We start from the raw sequence: 22003 nt of genomic DNA, 5'->3' as shown, positions 1-22003 counted from the left end.
TCTAACACTCTGCTAGCGGAAGCCAATTTATATCAGTTTGATTCATGTCAAATCGTAAGCATTTGTTTAGAAAACATTTATTCAATTCTTCGAATTTATGCGCCCAAATAATAGGCAAAACAGAAACGAATTCTTTGGCTTAGCGCACCACTCTCAATCCGAAACAAATGCGCGGGTCCCAGCATTAAAAATGAACCAAACTTCGACCAGATGCCCGATTTATACGCGATCCCTGCTCGGATCGGCCCGCAGAATGCCCAAGCGTGTCCCCGTTGAAGCGCTCAGCCGGATTGCTTCACAGATGTGATAAAAATCGCCGCGACGATCAGGATCGCACCCACGATTGCAAGCGGCGTGATGGTCGCCCCGAGGAATACCGCCGAATTGACAAAGGTGAATACAACCGAGGCCGCGAATAAAAGCGTCGCGGTCAGCGTCGATACACGGGCCGCGGCCTCGTACCACAGGTAGTAGGCCAGCGCGGTCGGCAAGACGCCCAGCAGGATCAGGAAGACAAGATCGTTGGCCGTGGGCATTTGCAATGTAAGGGCCGCCAGCGGCACCAGCAGCGCACCCGAGCACAGGAATATCCCGAACAGGAAATTCAGCCGCTCAGCGGTGGTTTCCGATGCCTGCATCGCCCGGCTGCTTGAGATCAGAAAGACCGCCCAACTTAGCCCCGCCCCGATCTCCATCAGGTCACCCAGCAGGGGTTCGCCGCCGCCCTGAAAATCGCGATAGACGGTCAGGGACACGCCAAGGATCGCCAGCACGGTGGCCAGCACATCCCTGCGCCTTATGGTGGTATCCGCGAAGAAATAGAGGAAAATCAACACAAAGAAGGGCGCCGTGTTCTCCAGCACCATGGCATTGGCGGCCCCCGTATGCTCCAATCCGATATGGAACAGGATGTAGTTCACAACAGTCGACAGGACCGCCAGCCGGAAGTTCCAGTCCTTGAACCGGACGGAAACCTGCGCCCCCATCAGCCGCAACAGGAGATAGATCGCCAAGGCCGCGATGAACAACCGTGACACGGCGATCTGCAACCCGCCCAGATCGTTGGTCAGGTAGCGGACGATAACGCTGTGCGTGCCCCACAGAAATGCGGCCAGAAAGCCCAGCAGCAGGCCGTTTTGCAGCCATGACGATTTCTGCGACCGGTGCTGCAAGGGGACCTCGGGTTACTTCAGCTGACTATCTTTCGACCCACGTCGGTTGATGCCCGAACGCGCTTTGTAGGCACCGTCCCGCTCTTGCTGGCAATCGAGACACAGCTTAACGCCCGGTAGCGCAAGACGGCGTTTTTCGGGGATGGGTTCTTCGCATTCGGCACAATGGGTCAGGCTTTCGCCCACGGGGCGCTTTTGCGCTTGCATGCGCGCCAGTTCGTCCGAAATTGATGCTTCGATCTGTTCGCTTACCGCGCCGTCGCGCGCCCAACCGCCCGCCATTGCACCCCTCCTGATCGCTCGGACCAGACTAGTCGATGCGCCTGGCTCATGGCAAGTTACAGCGTCACGGCATTGTCAAAGACCTGATCAATCACCGCTTGTGTGCCACGCGCGAATTCCAGCGGACAGGGATACTCGGCACCCTCACGCACCGTCTGACCAAAGGCCTCGACCTGCAGCTCATAGTGATCGTCGCCGGGAAAACGCGTCACTTGCAGTTCCAGCCCCGGGCGATGCAGTTCGACTCGTGCCTCGCCAAAAAGCCGGGCGTTGAACGGTGCAGTCAGACGGATGACGCCGCCTTCGCCGTGAAACTCCATCGCTTGATGCGGGTGCATCCGGGTCGAGACGTAGGCCGAATAGGTGAAATCGGGAAACCGCGCCCGGATTTCGGTGAACACGTCTACGTCATTCTCCCACCGGATTGCACCTGAGACCGAGGCGGGCTCTTGCCCTGTCGCAAACCGCGCGCCACCGATCACATAGACGCCGATATCGCGCAACCCACCACCGCCAGTTTCAGGGCGGTTGCGAATATTGCCAACGTCCGCGCGGTTATCATAGCTGAACACCCCAGTGACATGCACCAGTTTGCCGATCGCCCCATCGGCAATCAGCTTGCGCGCCAACTGCCATTGGGGGTGATGGACGATCATATAAGCCTCGGCCGCCAGCAAACCGGTCTGATCTCGTTTCTCGATCAGTTGGTCAAATTCCGCGGCCCGCATGGTCATCGGTTTTTCACACAAAACATGCTTGCCCGCGTCCAGCGCCTTCAGGCTCCATTCCACATGCAGATGGTTCGGCAGAGGGATATAGACGGCCTCGATTGCCGGATCCGCCAGCAACGCGTCATAGCTGTCATAGACATTCAAATCAGGGCAGAACTGCTGAAACGGCTCGGCCTTGGCCGGATCGGACGTTGCCAAACCCGCAAGCCGCGCATCATGCGCCGCATGGATCGCGGGCCCCATCTGCTGACGCGCGAATTTCGATGCTCCCAGAATACCCCATTGAACTGGCTTGTGCATCACGGCCCCTCCCTCATGGCGTTAGCGCTATCGGCTGTGTAGCAGCGTGCGACGGACCTGTCATCCGCATAAAAAACCGGCCTGACAACGTCAGACCGGTCTTGGTTTCTAAAATGCGATCAGATCAGACCGCGCCCAGCATGCCTTTTTCGCGGGCCAGTTCGCGCATCTTTTTCTGCAGCTTCTCAAACGCGCGCACTTCGATCTGGCGGATGCGTTCGCGGCTGACATGGTACTGCGTGCTGAGCTCCTCAAGCGTTACAGGCTGATCCATCAAGCGGCGCTGGGTCAGGATGTCCTTTTCACGATCATTCAGCACATCCAGCGCAGCAGCCAGCAACTCGCGCCGGGCCTCAAGCTCGTCGCGCGCCTCGTAATCGCCCGCCTGGTCGGCGTCTTCATCCTCCAACCAGTCCTGCCATTGCATGGTGCCCTCGCCCTCGGACCCCACGGTCGCGTTCAGCGAGGCATCGCCACCGGACATCCGGCGGTTCATGCTGATAACTTCCTCTTCGGTCACGCCAAGGTCTTCGGCGATCTTGGCCACGTTTTCCGGGCGCAAATCGCCCTCTTCCAACGCACCAATACGCGCCTTGGCCTTACGCAGGTTGAAGAACAGCTTTTTCTGCGCCGAGGTTGTGCCCAGTTTCACCATCGACCACGACCGCAGGACGTATTCCTGGATCGAGGCGCGAATCCACCACATGGCGTAGGTCGCCAGACGGAACCCTTTCTCGGGGTCGAACTTCTTGACGGCCTGCATCAGGCCCACATTGGCCTCGGAAATCACCTCGGCCTGCGGCAGGCCATAGCCGCGATAGCCCATGGCGATTTTCGCTGCCAGACGCAGGTGCGACGTGACCATTTTATGCGCAGCTTCGGTATCCTGTTCCTCGACCCAGCGCTTGGCCAGCATATATTCCTCCTCCGGCTCCAGCAGAGGAAACTTGCGAATCTCCTGCATATAGCGGTTCAGACCACCCTCGGGTGTCGGTGCCGGAAGATTTGAGTAATTTGCCATTTATTTCCGTCCCTTGGACAAATGTTTAAGCCCTTAACATGGGATATGGGGAGCAGACCCAACACATTCAAGAGGATCATCTATCAGTCTGGAATTAACCAGATGTAAATAAAAGCTAAAATTGCCCGTCTCACAAGGCTTTGCGGTTTATTTCACCGGTTGCCGGACCGCCGCAAGCAGGTCCTCGATGTCCTGCGGCAGCGCGGCCTCGAACCGCAGCATCTCGCCCGAGACCGGATGTTCAAAGCCCAGCACAGCAGCGTGCAGCGCCTGTCGGGGAAAGGCGCGCACGGCCTCGGCGGCGGCAGGTGTAAAGGCCCGCGCGGCCAGTTTGCGTTTGCCGCCATAAACCGGATCGCCCACCAAGCCGTGACCGGCATGAGCCATATGGACGCGAATCTGGTGCGTCCGACCGGTTTCCAGCCAGCATTCGATCAGGGACAGACCGCCGGGCGTCCCGAACACCTCGACGATCCGCGCCCGCGTCACCGCATGGCGGCCGCCGTGGAACAGCACAGCCTGCCGTTGCCGGTCGGTCTTGTGCCGCGCCAGCTGCGTGGTCAAGCGCATGATGTTGCCCGGTTCAAAGCTGACGCCCTTGATGCCGCGTAACCGGGGATCGTTGGCGTCGGGCACACCGTAACAGACCGCGCGATAGTAGCGTTCGACCGTATGCGCCTCGAACTGGGCAGCGAGCCCATGATGCGCCGCGTCCGACTTGGCCACCACCAGCAGGCCGCTGGTTTCCTTGTCGATCCGGTGCACGATTCCCGGACGCTTGACGCCGCCCACACCGGACAGATCATCCCCGCAATGATGCAGCAGCGCATTGACCAGCGTCCCGTTCGGAGAGCCCGGAGCCGGATGCACCACCATCCCCGCGGGTTTATTGATCACGATCAGATCGTCATCCTCATAGACCACATCCAGCGGGATATCCTCGGGGCCGATATGGCTGTCTTCGGCCTCGGCCACGGTGATCCCGATCTGCGCGCCTTCTGCAATCCGCGCCTTTGGGTCGTCAATGACAGCGCCATCGACCGTCACAGCCCCGTCGCCGATCAAACGGGTCAGCCGGGTGCGCGACAAGTTCTCTTCCGCTGGCACATCCCGCGCAAGCGCCTTATCAAGGCGGGGCGGCGGCGCGGCCGCGATATGAAACTCTATCAGGCGGGTGCCCATGACTGTCCCTTCCGAACCTCAGGAACCGCAGGAAACCCCGCAGCTTCGGTTGCTGCGGCGCATGGTCATGCTGCTGACCGCGGTTATGATTGGCGGGGTTCTAGTGACATTCGCCCTGATTGTCATCCGCCTATCGGATCGCACCCCGACGCTGCCGGATCAGATCGACCTGCCCGACGGCGCGCGCGCGCAGGCGCTGACCATCGGGAACAACTGGTACGCGGTCGTAACCGACGACAATCGCATCCTGATCTTCGACAAGGCGACGGGAAAACAGCGTCAGGAGATCACGCTGGATTAAGCCGGACGCGCACGGCTCAGGTCTGGCGCAATCCGAATGGCGTTGCCCAGCGTCATCGGAGCAATATCCGCGCCAATCAGCCGGGCGGGAATGCGCGTGGCCGCCGCCAATGCGTCGGCCAACGGGATACCCACGTCACGCGTCAGCACTCGGATCGCCGTGGTCAGGTCCAGATCGGCCCCGGCCAGAGTGCCATCTTCCAGCGTCAGCCTGCCCTGCTCTCGCCGGATCAGCCGCCCTTCCAACCGGAACTCCGGCAGATCGGTCCCCGCCACAGCCATCGCGTCGCTGACCAGAAAGATCTGCCCGGGACCGCGTTTGGCAGCAAACGCCGCACGCATCGATTCGGGATGAACGTGCACTGTGTCCGCGATCAGCCCCGAGGACAGATCGCCGTTGGACAGCACCGCGCCGACCAGACCGGGGTCGCGGCTGCCAAACTGGCTCATGGCGTTGAACAGATGTGTCGCGCAGCTCGCGCCGGCTTTTGCATAGGCCATACAGGTGTCGAACGGCGCGTCGGTATGCCCGAGCGAAACGATGACGCCCGCCCGCGACAACGCCGCCACCTGATCGTCTGAGGCATTCTCGGGTGCCAGCGTGACCATCAGGGCAGGCAATGCGCGGGCAGCAGCCAGAAGCTGGTCAAAATCGCCCTCTTCCATCGGCCGGATCAGCGCCCCATCATGCGCGCCCTTCCGTTTGACCGACAGATGCGGCCCCTCAAGATGCAGCCCCGCAATGCCCGGAACACCGCGCTGAACGGCCTTGATCGCGGCCTCGATGGCAGCGGTGGTCTTCTCGGGCGTGTCCGTGATCAGCGTCGGCAGGATCGACACCGCCCCCAGCCCGCGATGCGCCTGAGCGATGCGCTGCAGGGTCTCGACCGAGGGATCATCGTTGAACATCACCCCGCCGCCGCCGTTCACCTGCAGATCAACATAGCCGGGGCTGAGGATATCTCCTGACAGGTCTTCGATCTCGGTCTCCGGCGGCAAGTCGGCCACCGGCACAATGGCCTCAAGCGTTCCCTCGACGAACCGGGCGGCATGGTCGGTGAGCAGCACCTCTCCGTCAAAGATCGGACCGCCGGCAAAGGTGAGGATCGACGCGCTCATACCGTCTCCGTCACTTTGCGCAGGTGGCGCGGGGTGTCGGGGTTGATGCCGCGACCGGTGGCGACGGTTTCGACCATGCCGTAGAAGGACGCGATCGAGGCGATCGGGTCGGTCATCCAATGGGCCGTCCGAACATGCGGCAACGCGACCGCATCCTTCACCCGGTCGGTCGTGGCAAAGACCTTTGCGCCCTTGGCGGCCAACGCATCCGCCACCTCGGCAATGTTGGCCTCGGCAGCATCCCCGGATGAGAAGGCAAGCACCGGGAACCCCTGATCCACGATGGAAACCGGCCCGTGCAGCACCTCAGCCGACGAATAGCTTTCAGCGTGAATCTGGCAGGTTTCTTTGAACTTAAGCGCAGCCTCGTTCGAAATCGCCCAGGACGTCCCGCGTCCCAGCGTGAATAGCGACTGCCCATCCACCGCCTCAACCACCGCCCCCCAGTCGCAGGTGATGGCCTGCGCCAGATAGTCAGGCAGATCGCGGATCGCCGACAGCAATTCTCGATCCCCCTTGACCTCGGCCAGCAGCCACAGCCCCGCAACCAGCGAGGTGACGAATGTCTTGGTCGCCGCAACGCTCAGTTCCGGCCCCGCATGGATCGGCAGCGCTGCCGAGGCCGCGCCAGCCAGCGCCGAGTCGGTGTTGTTGGTGATGGCAACGGAATAGGCCCCGCCCTGCGTCAGGGATTGCGTCAACCGCACGATGTCGGGGCTTTGGCCCGATTGCGAGACGGAGATACACAGCGCGCCGGGGCACCGCATATCCACGCCGTAGATCGACTTGACACTTGGGCCGACCGAGGCCATCGGCAGCCCCAGCAGCAGTTCGGACGCGTATTTCAGATAGCTGCAGGCGTGATCGGACGACCCCCGCGCGACCGAGATCAGAAAGCTCGGATCATGATCCCGCACCGCTTGCGCTGCGGCTTCGATGGCCTCGGCACCATCGGTTAATAGTCTATCAACAGCGTGAGGTATCTCATTGATCTCATGCCGCATTTGGGTGGTTGGGATGGACATCGTGCCCGGCCTTTCAGTTTGACAGACGCAGCTCTGCCACGAAATCGTAGGCATCGCCGTGATAGATGGATCGGGTGAGTTCCGCGACACGTCCGCTTTCCAGATAGGACGTGCGCTGAATGCGCAGCCCGGCGGTGCCTTCGGCGACCTCCAGCAACCGCGCCTCGGTGGCTTCAAGATTAATGGCCGAGATCTTCTGGATCGCCCGCACGGGGCGGTGCCCCGACCGACCCAGAAACGCATAAAGCGACCCCGAGACCTCGGTCGGGTTCGGCAGAATATCCAGCGGCAGCGCCGCGCGTTCCAGCGCCATCGGTCGCCCCCCGGCCGCGCGCAGGCGGTGGATGCGGGCCACTTGATCATCGGCAGAAAGACCCAATGCCAACATCTCATCCGGCGACGGCAGGAAAATACCGCGCTCCAGCCAGGTCGAGGTCGTCTCGAACCCCCGCCGCTCCATGTCTTCGGTGAACGAGGTCAGATGCGACAGCGACTGTTCGACCCGCGCGACCGGTTCGCGCACGAAAGACCCCGATCCCTGCCGCTGCTCAATCGTTCCCTTGCGCACCAGCTCTTGAATCGCCTTGCGCACGGTGACGCGCGACAGATCGGTCAGTTCGGCAATCTCACGCTCGGGCGGAAGCGAGCTGTTGGGGGGCAGAATGCCCTCGGCGATCCCCTGTTCCAGCCGTTGGCGCAGCTGCACATAGCGGGGACCGGCGGTCTGGCCCAGCCAGCCTTCGGGTCTCAGGAAATCAGCAACGCTCATGTTCGATCTCCTCTCTGAACGCGTGGGCCAGCGCGATTGCGCCCGACAACGGGTCGCCAAGCGGCTCGGCCAGCGCGTACTGCATATCCTCGGGAAGATAGGCGGCGTAATGCGGGCCAATGCCTCCGGTCAGACAGATCGGAAGGCCGGGGACCCAGCCCATCCTGACCATCCGATCCGACAGATATCCGGCCCCCGCCTGCAGGATAGAAAGCGCCAGCGCATCCCCCTGCCCGGCGTACTGCGTCACGATCGGTGCCAAAGCGCCAAGTTCCGTCGGTGACAGCCCGGATGCCGCTTCCACAATGCCCGCCGTTCCGTCGAACCGGGACAGCAGATGCGCCGACAATTCAGACGGCGCACGCACCCCGTCGGCGCAATCCAACACCTGCGACAGCACTTGCCGCCCCACCCATTGGGCCGAAGCCTGATCGCCCAGAACCGGCCCCCAGCCCCCGGCAAAGCGTGGTTTGCCGCCATGCTGGGCGGCCAAGAACGACCCGGTTCCGCAATGGGCCACAAACCCATCTTGCGGCCCCAGCGCCCCGCGCAGGGCTGCGGCCCGGTCATCTTCGATCCGCACATGCGACAACGGCAACGCGGCGGCCAGTCGATCCGCCAAGGGCTGACCGGTGATGCCCGCCAACCCCAGATAAGCAGGCGCGGCAGCAATCCGCGCCGGATCAATCCCAGCCCGCTGCTGCACGACGTTCAGCCCCTGCTGCAACTGCGCACAGGCCGCATCGAAATCGGTTGAGACATTTGCCGCCCCGACCTCGACCTGCCAAAGCCGATCCCCGTCCGAGATGGCGAGCCGGCATCGCGTGCCGCCGCCATCCACGGCCAGAACAATGGTATCAGAAGCGCGAGTCATAGAAAGACCTTTATAATACCTTTTGCGTTTTTTGAAGACCCAAATACAACCAAACTCCCAAAACTCGCCCTCAATCGCGCCATTGAACAAACTGGTAGACTAATGGTATCTAAAAGGTATGATGCCGAAAGACTGGAGGGGTAGAATCACTTGGCCACACCTGTGACAGAACAGTTGCACCGGAACGCGATCGGGCTGGACGCCCGTCCGCTGGCGGATGCCGCAGCGCTTCTGGCGCAATCCCAGGCCGAGGCCGCCTCGGCCCCGCTGGCCGCGACGGACCCGATCTGCAAGGGTGCTGTGGCCATGGCCGATACCATCCGCGCGGGTGGCGTTCTGCGTTATCTGGCGGCTGGCTCGTCCGGACTGATGGCCGCCGCTGATGCGCTGGAACTTGGCGGCACGTTTTCGATCCCGGCAGCGCAGATCCGCATCCACATGGCAGGCGGCCTGCCCACCAGCGCCGAAATGCCCGGCGATGTCGAGGATAGCGCAGACAGTCTGGCCGACGAACTCTCTGACCTCTCTGCACAGGATACGCTGATTGCGGTTTCCGCCAGCGGAACCACCCCCTACACCACTGCAGCCGCCCGCATCGCGCGAGACAAGGGCGCTGCGGTCATCGGCATCGCCAATAACGCAGACAGCGCGCTTTTGCAGCTGTCGGATCACCCGATTCTGCTGCCCACACCGCCCGAACTGATTTCCGGCTCGACCCGCATGGGCGCGGGCACCGCACAGAAGATCGCGTTGAACATGCTCTCGACGCTGATGGCGATGGAGCTTGGGCACATTCAGGACGGTATGATGATCAACCTACGGGCCGACAATGATAAACTGCGCGCGCGAGCGAATGGCATTGTCTGCCACCTGACCCGCGTCAGTTCCGACCGCGCAGCGGCTGCGCTGAACACGGCTGAAGGCAACCTCAAATGCGCCGCGCTGCTGGCGGCGGGTGCGCCCACCCTGACCGAGGCGCAATCGATGCTGCGCGACACCAACGACCACCTCCGCCCCGCCTTGGAGCGGCTTCAACAAAACCAAGAAACCATCAACCTGGGAGACACCAAATGACACGCAAAGTTCTGGGCCTTGCTCTGCTGAGCACCGCGCTGGTCTCAAGCGCTTACGCGCAAGACGCCACGCTGACGATTGAAAGCTGGCGCAACGACGACCTCGCCCTGTGGCAGGACAAGATCATCCCGGCCTTCGAGGCCGAGCATCCGGGCATCAAGGTTGTGTTCTCACCTTCGGCTCCGGCCGAGTACAACGCCGTTCTGAACTCGAAGCTTGAGGCCGGATCGGCGGGCGACCTGATCACCTGCCGCCCGTTCGACGCCTCGCTGGCGCTGTATGAAGCGGGTCACCTGACCGATCTGTCTGATCTGGACGCGATGGGCAACTTCTCGGACGTGGCAAAATCCGCATGGCAGACAGACGATGGCGCGGCCAGCTTCTGCGTGCCGATGGCGTCGGTGATCCACGGCTTCATCTACAACAAGGACGCCTTCAACGAGCTGGGGATCGACGTTCCCACCACCGAGGCCGAGTTCTTTGCCGCCCTCGAAAAGATCAAGGAAGACGGCACCTATATCCCGATGGCGATGGGCACCAACGACCAGTGGGAAGCGGCCACGATGGGCTATAACAACATCGGCCCGAACTACTGGAAAGGTGAGGAAGGCCGTCTGGCGCTGATCAAAGGCGAGCAGAAACTGACCGATCCTCAGTGGGTTGCCCCTTATGAGACGCTGGCCAAGTGGGGCGCGTATCTGGGCGACGGGTACGAGGCACAAACCTATCCCGACAGCCAGAACCTGTTCACGCTGGGCCGTGCTGCGATCTATCCGGCGGGCAGCTGGGAAATCTCGGGCTTCAACACGCAGGCTGATTTCGAAATGGGTGCCTTCAAGCCGCCGGTCCAGAACGCGGGCGACACCTGCTATATCTCGGACCACACCGACATCGGTATCGGCATGAACGCCGCCAGCGAAAACCAAGAGGCTGCGCGCACCTTCCTGGCCTGGGTCGCAAGCCCTGAATTCGCCAGCATCTTCGGCAACGCCCTTCCGGGCTTCTTCCCGCTCTCCAGCACTCCGGTCGAGCTTGAAGATCCGCTGGCCAAGGAAATCGTCGGCTGGCGGGATGAGTGCGAAAGCACGATCCGCTCGACCTACCAGATCCTGTCGCGCGGCACGCCGAACCTCGAAAACGAGACCTGGGGTGCATCGGTCGCCGCCATCAAGGGCGCTGAGTCACCCGAGGCGCTGGGTCAGCAACTGCAGGACGGCTTGGCCAGCTGGTACGCACCGCACCAGTAAAACCTGAACCACTCACACCGGACGCGGCACCCGTGTCGCGTCCGGGCCTTTATCCCCCCGGAGATTCCCATGCAAACCCGCCGCATACGCTGGCGCATTGCCGTTTTCCTCGCCCCTGCGGTGCTGGTTTACACGGCGGTGATGATCTTCCCTTTGTTCAACACGCTGCGTCTGGCGCTGTTCACCGAAGTTGATCAGGCGCGCGTCTACGTGGGCTTGCAGAATTTCCGCACCCTGTTTTTCGATCCGATCTGGTCCGAGCAGTTCTGGAACGCGCTCGGCAACAACTTCTGGTTCTTCCTGATCCACATGCTGGTTCAGAACCCCATTGGTATCGCGCTTGCTGCGCTTCTGTCACATCCGCGTCTACGGTTTGCGGCCCTCTATCGGTCGGCCATCTTTATCCCGACGATCCTCAGCTTTGTGATCGTAGGCTTCGCTTGGAAACTGATCCTGTCGCCATTGTGGGGCATCGCCCCATCGATGCTGGACGCCATCGGCCTGAAATCCCTGTTCGCCCCGTGGCTGGGCAAAGAAGAGTACGCGCTGACCACGCTGGCGTTGGTGTCAGTCTGGCAATTCGTCGGCATCCCGATGATGCTGATTTACGCCGCCCTGCTGTCGATCCCAGAAGAAATCCTGGAGGCCGGAGAGATCGACGGCATCACCGGAGCCTCGGCCTTCTGGAAGATCAAACTGCCGCTGATCCTGCCGTCAATCGGGATCATCTCGATTCTGACATTCGTGGGCAATTTCAACGCGTTTGACCTGATCTATGTCTCGCAAGGCGCGCTGGCGGGGCCGGACTTCTCGACCGACATCCTCGGCACCTTCATGTACCGCACCTTCTTTGGCTTCCAGCTACAATTGGGCGACCCGCATATGGGATCGGCCATCGCCGGAGCCATGTTCGCGATCATTCTTGTGGGTGTCTGTATCTACCTCTTCGGCATCCAGTCCCGGATGCGCCGGTATCAGTTGTGAGGGCCAAGCGATGAACAAAGCACGTTCCAACCCACTCAACACCGCCGCAATGCATGGCGCGTTGATCATCTACACGCTGATCGCCCTGTTCCCGGTCTTTGTGATCATCATCAACAGCTTCAAAAGCCGCCGCGCCATCTTTCGCGAACCGCTCGCCCTGCCCGACGCCGAGAGCTTCTCGCTGATCGGTTACCAGACGGTGATGAAACAGGGGGACTTCTTTCTCTATTTCCAGAACTCGATGATCGTGACCGTGGTGTCGTTGACCTTCATCCTGCTGTTCGGGGCCATGGCTGCGTTCGCGCTGAGCGAGTACAAGTTCAAGGGCAACACCCTCATGGGCCTCTATCTTGCGCTGGGGATCATGATCCCGATCCGTATCGGCACCGTGGCGATCCTTGAAATGATGGTCGCCACCGGGCTGGTGAACACGCTCTGGGCGCTGATCCTAGTCTACACAGCGCAAGGCCTGCCGCTGGCCGTATTCATCCTGTCCGAGTTCATGCGGCAGGTGTCAGACGATCTGAAAAACGCGGGCCGCGTCGATGGCTTGTCCGAATACACCATCTTCTTCCGCTTGGTCCTGCCCCTCGTCCGTCCTGCCATGGCGACGGTCGCCGTGTTCAACATGATCCCCATCTGGAACGACCTCTGGTTCCCGCTGATCCTCGCCCCCGCTGAGGAGACCAAAACACTCACGCTCGGCAGCCAGGTCTTCATCGGCCAGTTCGTCACGGACTGGAACGCGGTTCTGTCGGCGCTATCGATGGCGATCCTGCCGGTGTTGGTGCTTTACGTCATCTTCTCGCGCCAACTGATCCGCGGCATCACTTCTGGAGCTGTCAAATGACCAAAGTTCTGATCGCTGGCCTCGGCAACATGGGCCTCAGCCATGCGCTGGCCCACCACCACCACCCGGACGCGCAGATCGTGGGGCTGGTGAACCGATCCGGTCGCGTGGCCCATCCAGATCTTGCGGGTTATCCAGCCTTTTCCGATTTTCACGCGGCTTTGGCCGAGACAGGCCCCGATCTTGTGGTCGTCGCCACCTATTCCGATAGCCACGCCGATTATGCCTGCGCGGCGATGGACGCAGGAGCGCATGTTTTCGTAGAAAAACCACTGGCAACCACCGTGGCCGATGCCAAGCGCGTCGTCGCAAAGGCCATTGAAACCAACCGCAAGCTGGTCATCGGCTACATCCTGCGGCACCACCCTTCATGGATGCGCCTGATCGCTGAAGCCCGCGGCCTTGGTGGGCCTTACGTGTTCCGCCTGAACCTCAATCAGCAAAGCAGCGGTGCCGAGTGGGAAACGCACAAAGCCCTGATGCAAACCACATCGCCCATCGTCGATTGCGGTGTGCATTATGTCGACGTGATGTGCCAGATCACCGATTCCGACCCTGTACGCGTCCACGGCATGGGCCTGCGCCTGAGCGATGAGATCGCCGATGACATGTACAATTACGGCCAGTTTCAGGTGATCTTCGAGGACGGCTCGGTCGGCTGGTACGAGGCTGGCTGGGGGCCGATGATGTCCGAGACCGCGTTCTTCGTGAAAGACATCGTCTCGCCCAACGGTTCGGTCTCGATCACCGACGGCAATAAGGGCGCATCGGCCGATATCGACGGCCACACCAAAGTCGGCGGCATTTTGGTTCACCGCCCCGAGGGCGACCAGACAATCGACATGCCCGATGAACCCGGCCATCAGGAACTCTGCGATGCCGAGCAAGCTTACATGCTGCGCGCAATTGCCGAGGACATCGACCTGACCCGCCACATGAACGACGCCGTGCAATCGCTGGCCATCTGTCTGGCCGCCGATGAAAGCATCCGCACCGGCCAACCCATTTCGCTGAAAGAGGCACGCCCATGACCGCCCTGACGCTGACAAACGTGAACAAGTCCTTTGGCCCCGTCGAGGTCCTGAAAGACATCAATATCGAAGTCGACGAAGGAGAATTCGTTGTCTTCGTCGGCCCCTCGGGCTGTGGCAAATCCACCCTTCTGCGCGTGATCGCTGGGCTTGAAGATGTAACCTCGGGCGAGGTTCGCATCGGCGGGGACCTGATGAACCTCACCCCGCCGTCAAAACGTGGCATCGCGATGGTGTTCCAGAGCTACGCGCTCTATCCGCACCTGAACGTCCGCAAGAATATGTCGCTGGCGCTGAAACAAGAAGGCCAGAGCAAGCAGGTTATCGACGAACGCGTCGCCAAGGCCAGCAAGATGCTGAACCTCGAGCCTTATATCCACCGCTACCCTTCGGAACTGTCCGGCGGCCAACGCCAGCGCGTCGCGATCGGCCGCGCCATCGTGCGCGAACCCAAGCTATTCCTGTTCGACGAACCTTTGTCCAACCTGGACGCCGCCCTGCGCATGAACACGCGGCTGGAGATCGCCAACCTGCACCAACAGCTTGACGCCTCGATGATCTACGTGACCCACGACCAGACCGAGGCGATGACACTGGCAGACAAGATCGTCGTCCTGCGCGACGGCAGGGTCGAACAGGTCGGCAGCCCCATGGAGCTGTATAACAACCCCGCCAACCAGTTCGTCGCAGGGTTCCTCGGCGCACCTTCTATGAATTTCTTCCCCGCCAGCCTGATCGGCGAGAGCGCGGATACCACGCTGGGCATCCGCCCCGAAGACCTGCGCCTGACCCAGGACGGCCCTCTGGCGGCTCAAGTCACCCATGTTGAGCATTTGGGCGGCGATACAAACGTGGTCGCGATGATGCAGGACCATCAGATCACGGCGCGACTATTCGGCCAGCATCAGGTGGCGTCGGGCGAAGCCGTCCATTTCGGATACGCCGCAGATCGCACCTATCGCTTTGATGCACAGGGTGCACGCCTCGGCTGATCCGGATGTGGGTTAGGTTGACCCAGAAGGAGTAGATCCGGAGCTCGACTCACCCCATTTCTGTGTTGCGACTTCCACCATCGGCTCAAGCGGGCCAGTCTAGGACGATTTGATATGGGACGGCCGACCTGAACTGGCAGGATGAGCACGACAAACAGTCAGGACAAAACGCCAAGCTTGACGACCCAAGCTTTTCAGTTTTGGTAGAATTCGCACTAGAAGCCAGAAAGGGCAGCCCGCGAGGGCAAGGCAAACCAGGGCCTTGGCGAAGGGCCTCCTCCGTTCACCTGAACTAAGTCTGCAACGACGTCTCCGCCAACCGGGGCAAACGGTTTGTATGTGCCTTTCTCTGCCGTGCCGTGAGATACGATAAGGCACACTAGGAAAGCACTGACGATTGCAAAAGTGGCGGTAATGAACGTCATTGCGATGTTAAACATGAATTGATCCAGATTTGACAGCGCCTCCAAGATCATCGGGCGCGACCGTTAATCATCTTGATATCCGGGACCAGCTGAATGCTCGCTAAACACCCCGTTAACGCTCAGTTAACAATTCATTATGAACATCTGAACTGTTTGCTACCCGAGGCCCTTGGGGATAACGCTGTTGCCTTAGAGCGCATTCCTCCGGCAAACTCTACTGCCCAATGGTGGAATGATATTGGGGATGGTGGAACACGATAACCTTCTTGCCCCTCGAGCCGAAAAAGGAAGAAACATCTATTGCAAAGAGCGCGGAGTATTTCAGCCCGGCCGAGGTGAACGCAGTTTTCAGGGTGTATTGCTCGATGATCAAAAATGGGAAAAACACTAGAAAATAGCGATACGCGATATGGGAACGATGTCGTTCGTCGGCACGGCCTAGGTGCGTGAATTTATCGATCCTATGGGGGACAAAATGGGGGGCTGAGCGCCTACCAAAAAACACATCTATCCCAAAATCAAATACTTAGGATTAATTTCTGGTGCGGTCGAGAAGACTCGAACTTCCACGGGTGTTACCCCACAGCGACCTCAACGCTGCGCGTCTACCAATTCCGCCACGACCGCACTGCCAATGACTTGGTAGAGGGGCGTATAGACCCTGAACCGCGCGATGTGAAGAGGCAAAAACACGCGCGATTGAATTCACGGATCCCGGTCATATCTTAGCGCCAGACATCGCAATCCCGGAGCACCCCATGACACTGTCCGATCCCCGTCCTACCGTTCAGATCGACGTTGTGTCGGATGTGGTTTGCCCGTGGTGCATTGTTGGGTTTCGTCAACTCGACGCAGCCCTCAAGCAAGAGAATGTGCTTGCCCGTCTGCGCTGGCACCCTTTCGAACTGAACCCAAACATGGGTCCCGAAGGTCAGAACCTGCGCGAGCATATTGCCGAAAAATATGGTTCGACACCCGAGCAGAGCCAGCAGGCGCGGGATCGGTTGACCGCTTTGGGCATCGAACTGGGTTTTATCTTCAATTTCAACGACGATAGCCGCGTCGTGAACACCTTCGCCGCGCATCAGTTGCTGGATTGGGCCGAAACGCTGGGGCGTCAGCACCCGCTCAAGCTGGCGCTTTTCGACGCCTATTTCACCCAGCAACATGACGTCTCGGACCCTGAGGTGTTGTTGAACGCGGTCAACACCGCAGGGCTGGACCCCGATGCGGCGCGCGCAGCGCTGGCCTCGGGCGCACATGCCCAGCCGGTGCGCGAGAAGCAGCAGTTCTGGACCAGCCGGGGCATCTCGGGCGTGCCCTCGATGGTGTTCGGCGGAAAATACCTGCTGACCGGCGCGCAGGGCACGGAAACATATGCGCAGGTTCTGCAGCGCTGCCTGGCCGAGGCCGCTTGACCCCTTCCCCCTGCCCCGCAGACGGTCTAAGGAACGGCCATGGAATGGAAGACCACCGACGGCCTGATCGACTATGACGACGCAACCGCCTTTATGGAGGCGCGCGTTGCCGCGATTGCGGCGGGCGAAGCGGACGAGTGCATCTGGCTGCTGGAACACCCGCCGCTCTATACCGCGGGCACGTCAGCCAAGCGCGAAGACCTGACCGACCCCGAACGCTTTCCGGTCTATGACAGCAAGCGCGGTGGGCAATATACCTATCATGGGCCGGGTCAGCGCGTCGTCTATGTCATGCTGGATGTGGGCAAGCGCGGCCATGATGTGCGCCGCTTCGTGCAACAGCTTGAGGAATGGGTGATTTCCGCACTGGCCGAATTCAACATCACCGGCGAAATCCGCGAGGGCCGCGTCGGCGTCTGGGTCCAGCGTCACGACAAACCCCTGACGGTGACCGGCCAGACCGCCGAGGACAAAATCGCCGCGATTGGCATTCGCCTGCGGAAATGGATCAGCTTTCATGGCATCTCGATCAATGTCGAACCCGATCTGTCGCATTTCACCGGCATCGTGCCCTGCGGCATTCAGGACTACGGGGTGACCTCGCTGGTCGATCTCGGCCTGCCGGTGACGATGGATGACGTGGATGTGGCGTTGAGAAAGACCTTTGACCAGGTTTTCGTGGCTGAGGGCGTTTGAGGCGGCGAATCCATCCGCTCGAATCGGCCCGGTCACACTGGAAAAACAACAATCCCAGATTTCGAGACGCTCTGTTTCGCAAACGCCCCGGCTGTTTCCTTTGAATTGCCCCAATTCGCCTCAAATTCAGGGATTCTTCACATCATCTCCTTACAAACGCCATCTGACCACATAGTATGTAAGGACCGTTCAAGAGTGAGTGGTGTGTTACCGGTGCTCGCAGGGCTGCCCGGCGAAATCCGTGAAGTGTTTTGGTTACGAGTCTGCCGTTCCGACCCCATATCGGAACGGCAATTCTCGTTTTAGGGCCCCTGTTTTCCGCAACACCGGAACCCGCGCGCCTCAGGCCAATGCGGCGCGGATTTTGTCGGCATGTTCTGCGATCAGCTCGAAATCGCCCATCTTACCCGACGGACGCATGGAAACACCCTCGTGCCGGGGCAGCACGTGGACATGCAGGTGAAACACCTCCTGCCCGCCGGCCGCCTCGTTGAACTGCTGGACGGTGACGCCATCCGCGTCAAAGGCTGCCTTCACAGCACGCGCCATTTTCTGAACCGTTGCCATGACTGCCGCCAACTGCTCGGGCGTGGCATCCAGCATGTTGCGGCAGGGCGTCTTGGGGATGACCAGCAAATGACCGTCGGACCGGGGCATGATGTCCATCAGCGCTACCGTGTCATCGTCTTCATAAACGCGGTTCGACGGAATCTCGCCGCGCAGGATCTTGGCAAAGATGTTTTCGGGATCATAGGCGGTCATCGCGGGTCTCCGGGGTTGGATCGTCCCCTCAGTTCTGATCCGACCCCCAAGGCGGGTCAAGCCCCTTGAAATCGCCACAGCAATCCCCAGATACGCGGCATTGAGCGTCAAATTCCCGCGCGCAGCAAACTGCCCGCGACAATTAATCTTGATCCAGATCAAACTCGGCCATTGAAGGTCGCCCCCTCGCATTCTAAAACCAGCAGGAATCCCGCGCGTTGGAGAGGTCCGGCTGCGCGGTTGAATTGCAACAGGAGGCACCTAATGGCAGACGCAGCCATTCATGGTCACGATCATGAAGACCAGCGCGGCTTTTTCACCCGCTGGTTCATGTCGACCAACCACAAGGATATCGGGATTCTCTACCTGATCGTCTCGGCCATCGCCGGTCTGATCTCGGTTCTGATGACCGTCTATATGCGGCTCGAGCTGATGCACCCCGGTGTGCAGTATATGTGCCTCGAAGGGTTCATGGCCGACCCTTGTACACCAAACGGGCACCTGTGGAACGTGATGATCACCTATCACGGTGTTCTAATGATGTTCTTCGTGGTCATCCCCGCCCTGTTTGGCGGTTTTGGTAACTATTTCATGCCGTTGCAGATCGGCGCGCCGGATATGGCGTTCCCGCGGATGAACAACCTGTCCTTCTGGCTGTATGTGGCCGGTACATCGCTGGGCGTGGCCTCGCTGCTCAGCCCCGGTGGTAACGACCAGCTTGGCTCGGGCGTTGGCTGGGTCCTTTACCCACCGCTGTCCACGACCGAGGGCGGCATGTCCATGGACCTTGCGATCTTTGCCGTGCACGTATCGGGCGCCTCCTCGATCCTCGGCGCGATCAACATGATCACAACCTTCCTGAACATGCGTGCCCCCGGCATGACCCTGTTCAAGGTGCCGCTGTTCAGCTGGTCGATCTTCGTCACCTCGTGGCTGATTCTGCTGTCTCTGCCGGTTCTGGCGGGCGCAATCACCATGCTGCTGATGGACCGCAACTTCGGCTTCACCTTCTTTGATCCGGCCGGTGGTGGCGATCCGATCCTGTATCAGCACATCCTGTGGTTCTTCGGCCACCCGGAAGTGTATATCGTGATCCTGCCCGGTTTCGGCATCATCAGCCACGTGATCGCCACCTTCTCACGCAAGCCCATCTTTGGCTATCTGCCGATGGTCTGGGCGATCATTGCAATCGGTGTTCTGGGTTTCGTCGTCTGGGCGCACCATATGTATACGGTTGGCATGTCGCTGCGTCAGCAGGCCTATTTCATGCTGGCCACTATGGTCATTGCGGTGCCCACCGGCGTTAAGGTCTTCTCGTGGATCGCGACCATGTGGGGCGGTTCCATCGAGTTCAAGACGCCCATGCTGTTCGCCTTCGGCTTCCTGTTCCTGTTCACCGTTGGCGGTGTGACCGGCGTTGTTCTGTCGCAGGCAGGTGTGGACCGGGCCTATCACGACACCTACTACGTGGTGGCGCACTTCCACTACGTGATGTCGCTGGGTGCGGTCTTTGCGATCTTCGCAGGCGTCTACTTCTACTTCTCGAAGATGACGGGCCGTCAGTACTCGGAATTCTGGGGTAAGGTTCACTTCTGGCTGTTCTTCATCGGCGCCAACCTGACCTTCTTCCCGCAGCACTTCCTGGGCCGTCAGGGCATGCCGCGCCGTTATATCGACTACCCCGAGGCGTTCGCCCAGTGGAACTTTGTCTCGTCGATTGGTGCGTTCATCTCGTTCGCCTCGTTCCTGTTGTTCTTCGGCATCGTGATCTACGCCCTGCTGCGTGGCGCGAAAGAGACCCGTCCGAACCCGTGGAACGAATACGCGGACACCTTGGAATGGACCCTGCCCTCGCCGCCGCCCGAACACACGTTCGAGCAGCTGCCCAAGCAGGAAGACTGGGACAAGGGCCACGCGCACTGATCCCGACCTGATCCAAGAAAACCCCGCCCCTCGAGGCGGGGTTTTTCTTTGCCCAGCCGCAAAGTCGCAATTTCAGCCAAAATCGGCTATCATCGTCCGGCAATCCTGTCGGAGGCTCAGACGATGCCCGAGATCGACTTTTGGTATTCCATCGGCAGCACTTACAGCTTTCTGACGATCAAACGTCTGGACGGTTGGTGCGCCGAACATGACGCCACGGTCAACTGGTGCCCATTCAACGTGCGCACCGTCATGGCCGAGCAGCAGAACATCCCCTTCGCAGGCAAGCCGGTCAAATCGGCCTATATGTGGCGCGATATCGAACGCCGCGCCGTCAAATACCACATCCGCGCGAACCTGCCCGCGCCCTACCCGATCTCGGACCTTGCGCTGACCAATCAGGTTGCCCTGCTGGGCATGACCGAGGGCTGGGGCAAGGCCTACACGCAGGCGCTCTATGGGATCTGGTTCGAGGACGGCGTCGAGGCCGGGTCGGAAACCGCCATCACCGAAGCCCTGCATCGCTGCCAGCAGGACCCGCGCCTGATCCTTGCCCGCGCCCGCAGCCCCGACATCGTCGAGGCCCTCGAGGCCCAGACCAGCACCGCAATCCAACTGGGTGTGTTCGGCGCACCCAGCTTTGTGGTGCGGGGCGAGGTGTTTTGGGGGGACGACCGTTTGGACGACGCGCTGTCCTGGGTGCGCGTGGGGCATGTGGTCTGAAGATTTAACGCTTCGCCAATACAACCCACTGGGCTAGGTTCGCGCCATGCCATATCGCTGGAAACAAACCTCGGATACCGAACAGGAACTGCGCCTCTGGCCGCATAACTCGCTGCCCCCGCGCGGAGCGATGGGGGTTGTGCTGGCGGTGTTCCTGTTCGGCTTGATCCCGCTGTTTGCGGTGCTGGGCTCGGCCATCCTGTGGGGGCTGCTGCCCTTCCTGCTGCTAACCGTTCTGGGCCTGTGGCTGGCGTTCGAGATGAACTACCGCGCCCGCAGCGTGCATGAGGTGCTGACGCTGGACCGGACTCAGGCGCGGCTGGTACATCACGACCCGCGCGGGCGCGATCAGGAATGGTCGTGCAACCGTCACTGGGCCCGCCCCGAGATGCACACGCATGGCGGGCCGGTGCCTCACTATGTCACCCTGATCGGCGACGGGCGCGAGGTCGAGATTGGCGCGTTCCTTTCCGAAGACGAGCGGATCGCGCTGTTCGATGATCTGACCCGGAAACTACGCGCTTAGCTGCCGTTCGAGGCGGCACACAGATGGTCCTTGACCATCGGGCCAACCTTGCCGAAATCCATCTGGCCGGTATAGCGCGTCTTCAACTCGCCCATCACCTTGCCCATATCGCGGATCGAGCCCGCGCCGGTGGCCGTGATAGCGGTCTGAATGGCCTTGCTGACCTCATCCTCGTCCAGCTGCTTGGGCAGGAATTCCTCGATCACCTCGACCTCGCGCAGTTCGCGCTCGGCCAGATCAAGGCGTCCGCCCTCTTCATAGGCGCGGGCGCTTTCCTTACGCTGCTTGGTCATTTTTCCAAGGATTTCAAGAACCTCGGTATCACCGCAGCCTTTCGCCTCTTCATTATCCGAGGCGCGCGAGGCAATGTCGCGGTCCTTGATCGCCGCATTGATCAGGCGTAACGTCGACAGGCGCTCGGCGGCCTTGTCTTTCATTGCTTGCTTCAGGGCGGCATTCACCCGTGATCGCATATCCATATGGTCTGTCCATCCCCATGGCAAAGGAACCCCGACCATATCGAAACAAAAAGGCAGGCACAACAGGGGGTGAATACAGCTAACTTGTTGATTTATAA

23 protein-coding genes and 1 tRNA gene are annotated in these 22003 nt (G+C 60.5%); 12 read left to right on the top strand and 12 right to left on the bottom strand.

All coding sequences use genetic code 11. The features are described from left to right. Window positions 1-281: 281 nt before the first annotated feature. From ACR1XV_RS06160 to ACR1XV_RS06140, 5 genes are all read right to left on the bottom strand, one after another. Window positions 282-1172 carry a DMT family transporter gene (locus ACR1XV_RS06160; RefSeq protein WP_480529514.1) on the bottom strand — a complete coding sequence of 297 codons (891 nt, stop codon included), beginning with the start codon at window positions 1170-1172 and terminating at the stop codon, window positions 282-284. Between the two features lie 12 nt (window positions 1173-1184). After that, window positions 1185-1454 carry a DksA/TraR family C4-type zinc finger protein gene (locus tag ACR1XV_RS06155; RefSeq protein ID WP_480529513.1) on the bottom strand — a complete coding sequence of 90 codons (270 nt, stop codon included), beginning with the start codon at window positions 1452-1454 and terminating at the stop codon, window positions 1185-1187. 56 nt (window positions 1455-1510) lie between these two features. Next, window positions 1511-2485: a Gfo/Idh/MocA family protein gene (locus tag ACR1XV_RS06150; protein ID WP_480529512.1), complete on the bottom strand. Its 975-nt coding sequence runs from the start codon at window positions 2483-2485 to the stop codon at window positions 1511-1513. A gap of 124 nt (window positions 2486-2609) precedes the next feature. Next, on the bottom strand, window positions 2610-3506 hold the full coding sequence (gene rpoH, locus ACR1XV_RS06145; protein ID WP_480529511.1) for an RNA polymerase sigma factor RpoH: 897 nt from the start codon (window positions 3504-3506) through the stop codon (window positions 2610-2612). A gap of 147 nt (window positions 3507-3653) precedes the next feature. After that, entirely contained in the window at window positions 3654-4688 is a 1035-nt protein-coding gene (locus ACR1XV_RS06140; protein WP_480529510.1) for an RluA family pseudouridine synthase, read from the bottom strand. Here ACR1XV_RS06140 and ACR1XV_RS06135 point away from each other — a divergent pair. Then, a complete protein-coding gene (locus tag ACR1XV_RS06135; RefSeq protein WP_480529509.1) occupies window positions 4687-4989 on the top strand; it encodes a DUF6476 family protein in 303 nt (100 codons plus the stop codon). The two genes, ACR1XV_RS06140 and ACR1XV_RS06135, sit on opposite strands and share 2 nt — an antisense overlap. Here the strand turns inward: ACR1XV_RS06135 and nagA are convergent. The 4 genes from nagA to ACR1XV_RS06115 are packed head-to-tail and all read right to left on the bottom strand — an operon-like array spanning window position 4986 to window position 8775. Continuing rightward, window positions 4986-6107 (bottom strand): N-acetylglucosamine-6-phosphate deacetylase, encoded by a 1122-nt coding sequence (gene nagA, locus ACR1XV_RS06130; RefSeq protein ID WP_480529508.1) that lies wholly within the window; start codon window positions 6105-6107, stop codon window positions 4986-4988. The two genes, ACR1XV_RS06135 and nagA, sit on opposite strands and share 4 nt — an antisense overlap. Then, complete coding sequence (locus tag ACR1XV_RS06125; RefSeq protein ID WP_480529507.1) at window positions 6104-7132, bottom strand: SIS domain-containing protein; 1029 nt, start codon at window positions 7130-7132, stop codon at window positions 6104-6106. Before ACR1XV_RS06125 ends, nagA begins: the two co-directional genes overlap by 4 nt. A 13-nt stretch (window positions 7133-7145) precedes the next feature. Beyond that, window positions 7146-7901 (bottom strand): GntR family transcriptional regulator, encoded by a 756-nt coding sequence (locus ACR1XV_RS06120; RefSeq protein WP_480529506.1) that lies wholly within the window; start codon window positions 7899-7901, stop codon window positions 7146-7148. Further along, window positions 7888-8775 (bottom strand): glucosamine kinase nucleotide-binding domain-containing protein, encoded by an 888-nt coding sequence (locus ACR1XV_RS06115; protein ID WP_480529505.1) that lies wholly within the window; start codon window positions 8773-8775, stop codon window positions 7888-7890. The genes ACR1XV_RS06120 and ACR1XV_RS06115 overlap by 14 nt, the downstream gene beginning before the upstream one ends. 150 nt (window positions 8776-8925) lie before the next feature. Between ACR1XV_RS06115 and ACR1XV_RS06110 the strand changes: the two genes are divergently transcribed. The 6 genes from ACR1XV_RS06110 (at window position 8926) to ACR1XV_RS06085 (ending at window position 14953) form a co-directional block, all read left to right on the top strand. Beyond that, entirely contained in the window at window positions 8926-9849 is a 924-nt protein-coding gene (locus ACR1XV_RS06110; protein ID WP_480529504.1) for an N-acetylmuramic acid 6-phosphate etherase, read from the top strand. Next, complete coding sequence (locus ACR1XV_RS06105) at window positions 9846-11096, top strand: ABC transporter substrate-binding protein (protein ID WP_480529503.1); 1251 nt, start codon at window positions 9846-9848, stop codon at window positions 11094-11096. The genes ACR1XV_RS06110 and ACR1XV_RS06105 overlap by 4 nt, the downstream gene beginning before the upstream one ends. 69 nt (window positions 11097-11165) lie before the next feature. Then, a complete protein-coding gene (locus ACR1XV_RS06100; protein ID WP_480529502.1) occupies window positions 11166-12080 on the top strand; it encodes a carbohydrate ABC transporter permease in 915 nt (304 codons plus the stop codon). A 10-nt stretch (window positions 12081-12090) separates the two neighbouring features. After that, the gene (locus ACR1XV_RS06095) at window positions 12091-12930 is read left to right on the top strand and encodes a carbohydrate ABC transporter permease (RefSeq protein WP_480529501.1); all 840 of its coding nucleotides are present in this window, start codon (window positions 12091-12093) and stop codon (window positions 12928-12930) included. After that, window positions 12927-13961, top strand: a complete 1035-nt coding sequence (locus ACR1XV_RS06090) for a Gfo/Idh/MocA family protein (protein WP_480529500.1) — start codon at window positions 12927-12929, stop codon at window positions 13959-13961. Before ACR1XV_RS06095 ends, ACR1XV_RS06090 begins: the two co-directional genes overlap by 4 nt. After that, a complete protein-coding gene (locus ACR1XV_RS06085; protein WP_480529499.1) occupies window positions 13958-14953 on the top strand; it encodes an ABC transporter ATP-binding protein in 996 nt (331 codons plus the stop codon). Before ACR1XV_RS06090 ends, ACR1XV_RS06085 begins: the two co-directional genes overlap by 4 nt. 965 nt (window positions 14954-15918) lie before the next feature. On the opposite strand, the gene ACR1XV_RS06080 is transcribed toward ACR1XV_RS06085, so the two are convergent. Continuing rightward, window positions 15919-16005, bottom strand: a tRNA-Leu gene (locus tag ACR1XV_RS06080). Between the two features lie 131 nt (window positions 16006-16136). On the opposite strand from ACR1XV_RS06080, the gene ACR1XV_RS06075 reads away from it, so the two are divergent. Both ACR1XV_RS06075 and lipB read left to right on the top strand, forming a co-directional pair. Next, window positions 16137-16796, top strand: coding sequence for a DsbA family oxidoreductase (locus tag ACR1XV_RS06075; protein ID WP_480529498.1), 660 nt, complete (start codon window positions 16137-16139; stop codon window positions 16794-16796). Between the two features lie 39 nt (window positions 16797-16835). Next, window positions 16836-17492 (top strand): lipoyl(octanoyl) transferase LipB, encoded by a 657-nt coding sequence (gene lipB, locus ACR1XV_RS06070; RefSeq protein ID WP_480529497.1) that lies wholly within the window; start codon window positions 16836-16838, stop codon window positions 17490-17492. 342 nt (window positions 17493-17834) lie between these two features. On the opposite strand, the gene ACR1XV_RS06065 is transcribed toward lipB, so the two are convergent. Beyond that, entirely contained in the window at window positions 17835-18254 is a 420-nt protein-coding gene (locus ACR1XV_RS06065; RefSeq protein WP_480529496.1) for an HIT family protein, read from the bottom strand. Between the two features lie 264 nt (window positions 18255-18518). On the opposite strand from ACR1XV_RS06065, the gene ctaD reads away from it, so the two are divergent. From ctaD to ACR1XV_RS06050, 3 genes are all read left to right on the top strand, one after another. Continuing rightward, the gene (gene ctaD, locus ACR1XV_RS06060) at window positions 18519-20177 is read left to right on the top strand and encodes a cytochrome c oxidase subunit I (protein WP_480529495.1); all 1659 of its coding nucleotides are present in this window, start codon (window positions 18519-18521) and stop codon (window positions 20175-20177) included. Window positions 20178-20300: 123 nt separating this feature from the next. Next, window positions 20301-20900 carry a DsbA family protein gene (locus ACR1XV_RS06055; RefSeq protein WP_480529494.1) on the top strand — a complete coding sequence of 200 codons (600 nt, stop codon included), beginning with the start codon at window positions 20301-20303 and terminating at the stop codon, window positions 20898-20900. A gap of 46 nt (window positions 20901-20946) precedes the next feature. Then, complete coding sequence (locus ACR1XV_RS06050) at window positions 20947-21426, top strand: DUF2244 domain-containing protein (protein ID WP_480529493.1); 480 nt, start codon at window positions 20947-20949, stop codon at window positions 21424-21426. Here ACR1XV_RS06050 and ACR1XV_RS06045 read toward each other — a convergent pair. Further along, window positions 21423-21905 carry a GatB/YqeY domain-containing protein gene (locus tag ACR1XV_RS06045; RefSeq protein ID WP_480529492.1) on the bottom strand — a complete coding sequence of 161 codons (483 nt, stop codon included), beginning with the start codon at window positions 21903-21905 and terminating at the stop codon, window positions 21423-21425. The genes ACR1XV_RS06050 and ACR1XV_RS06045 overlap by 4 nt on opposite strands. Window positions 21906-22003: the final 98 nt, after the last annotated feature.

Source organism: Ruegeria sp. AD2(2025), assembly GCF_056542385.1.
Note: the sequence above shows the minus strand (reverse complement) of the source record. Positions and strands in the feature narration are given on the sequence as shown.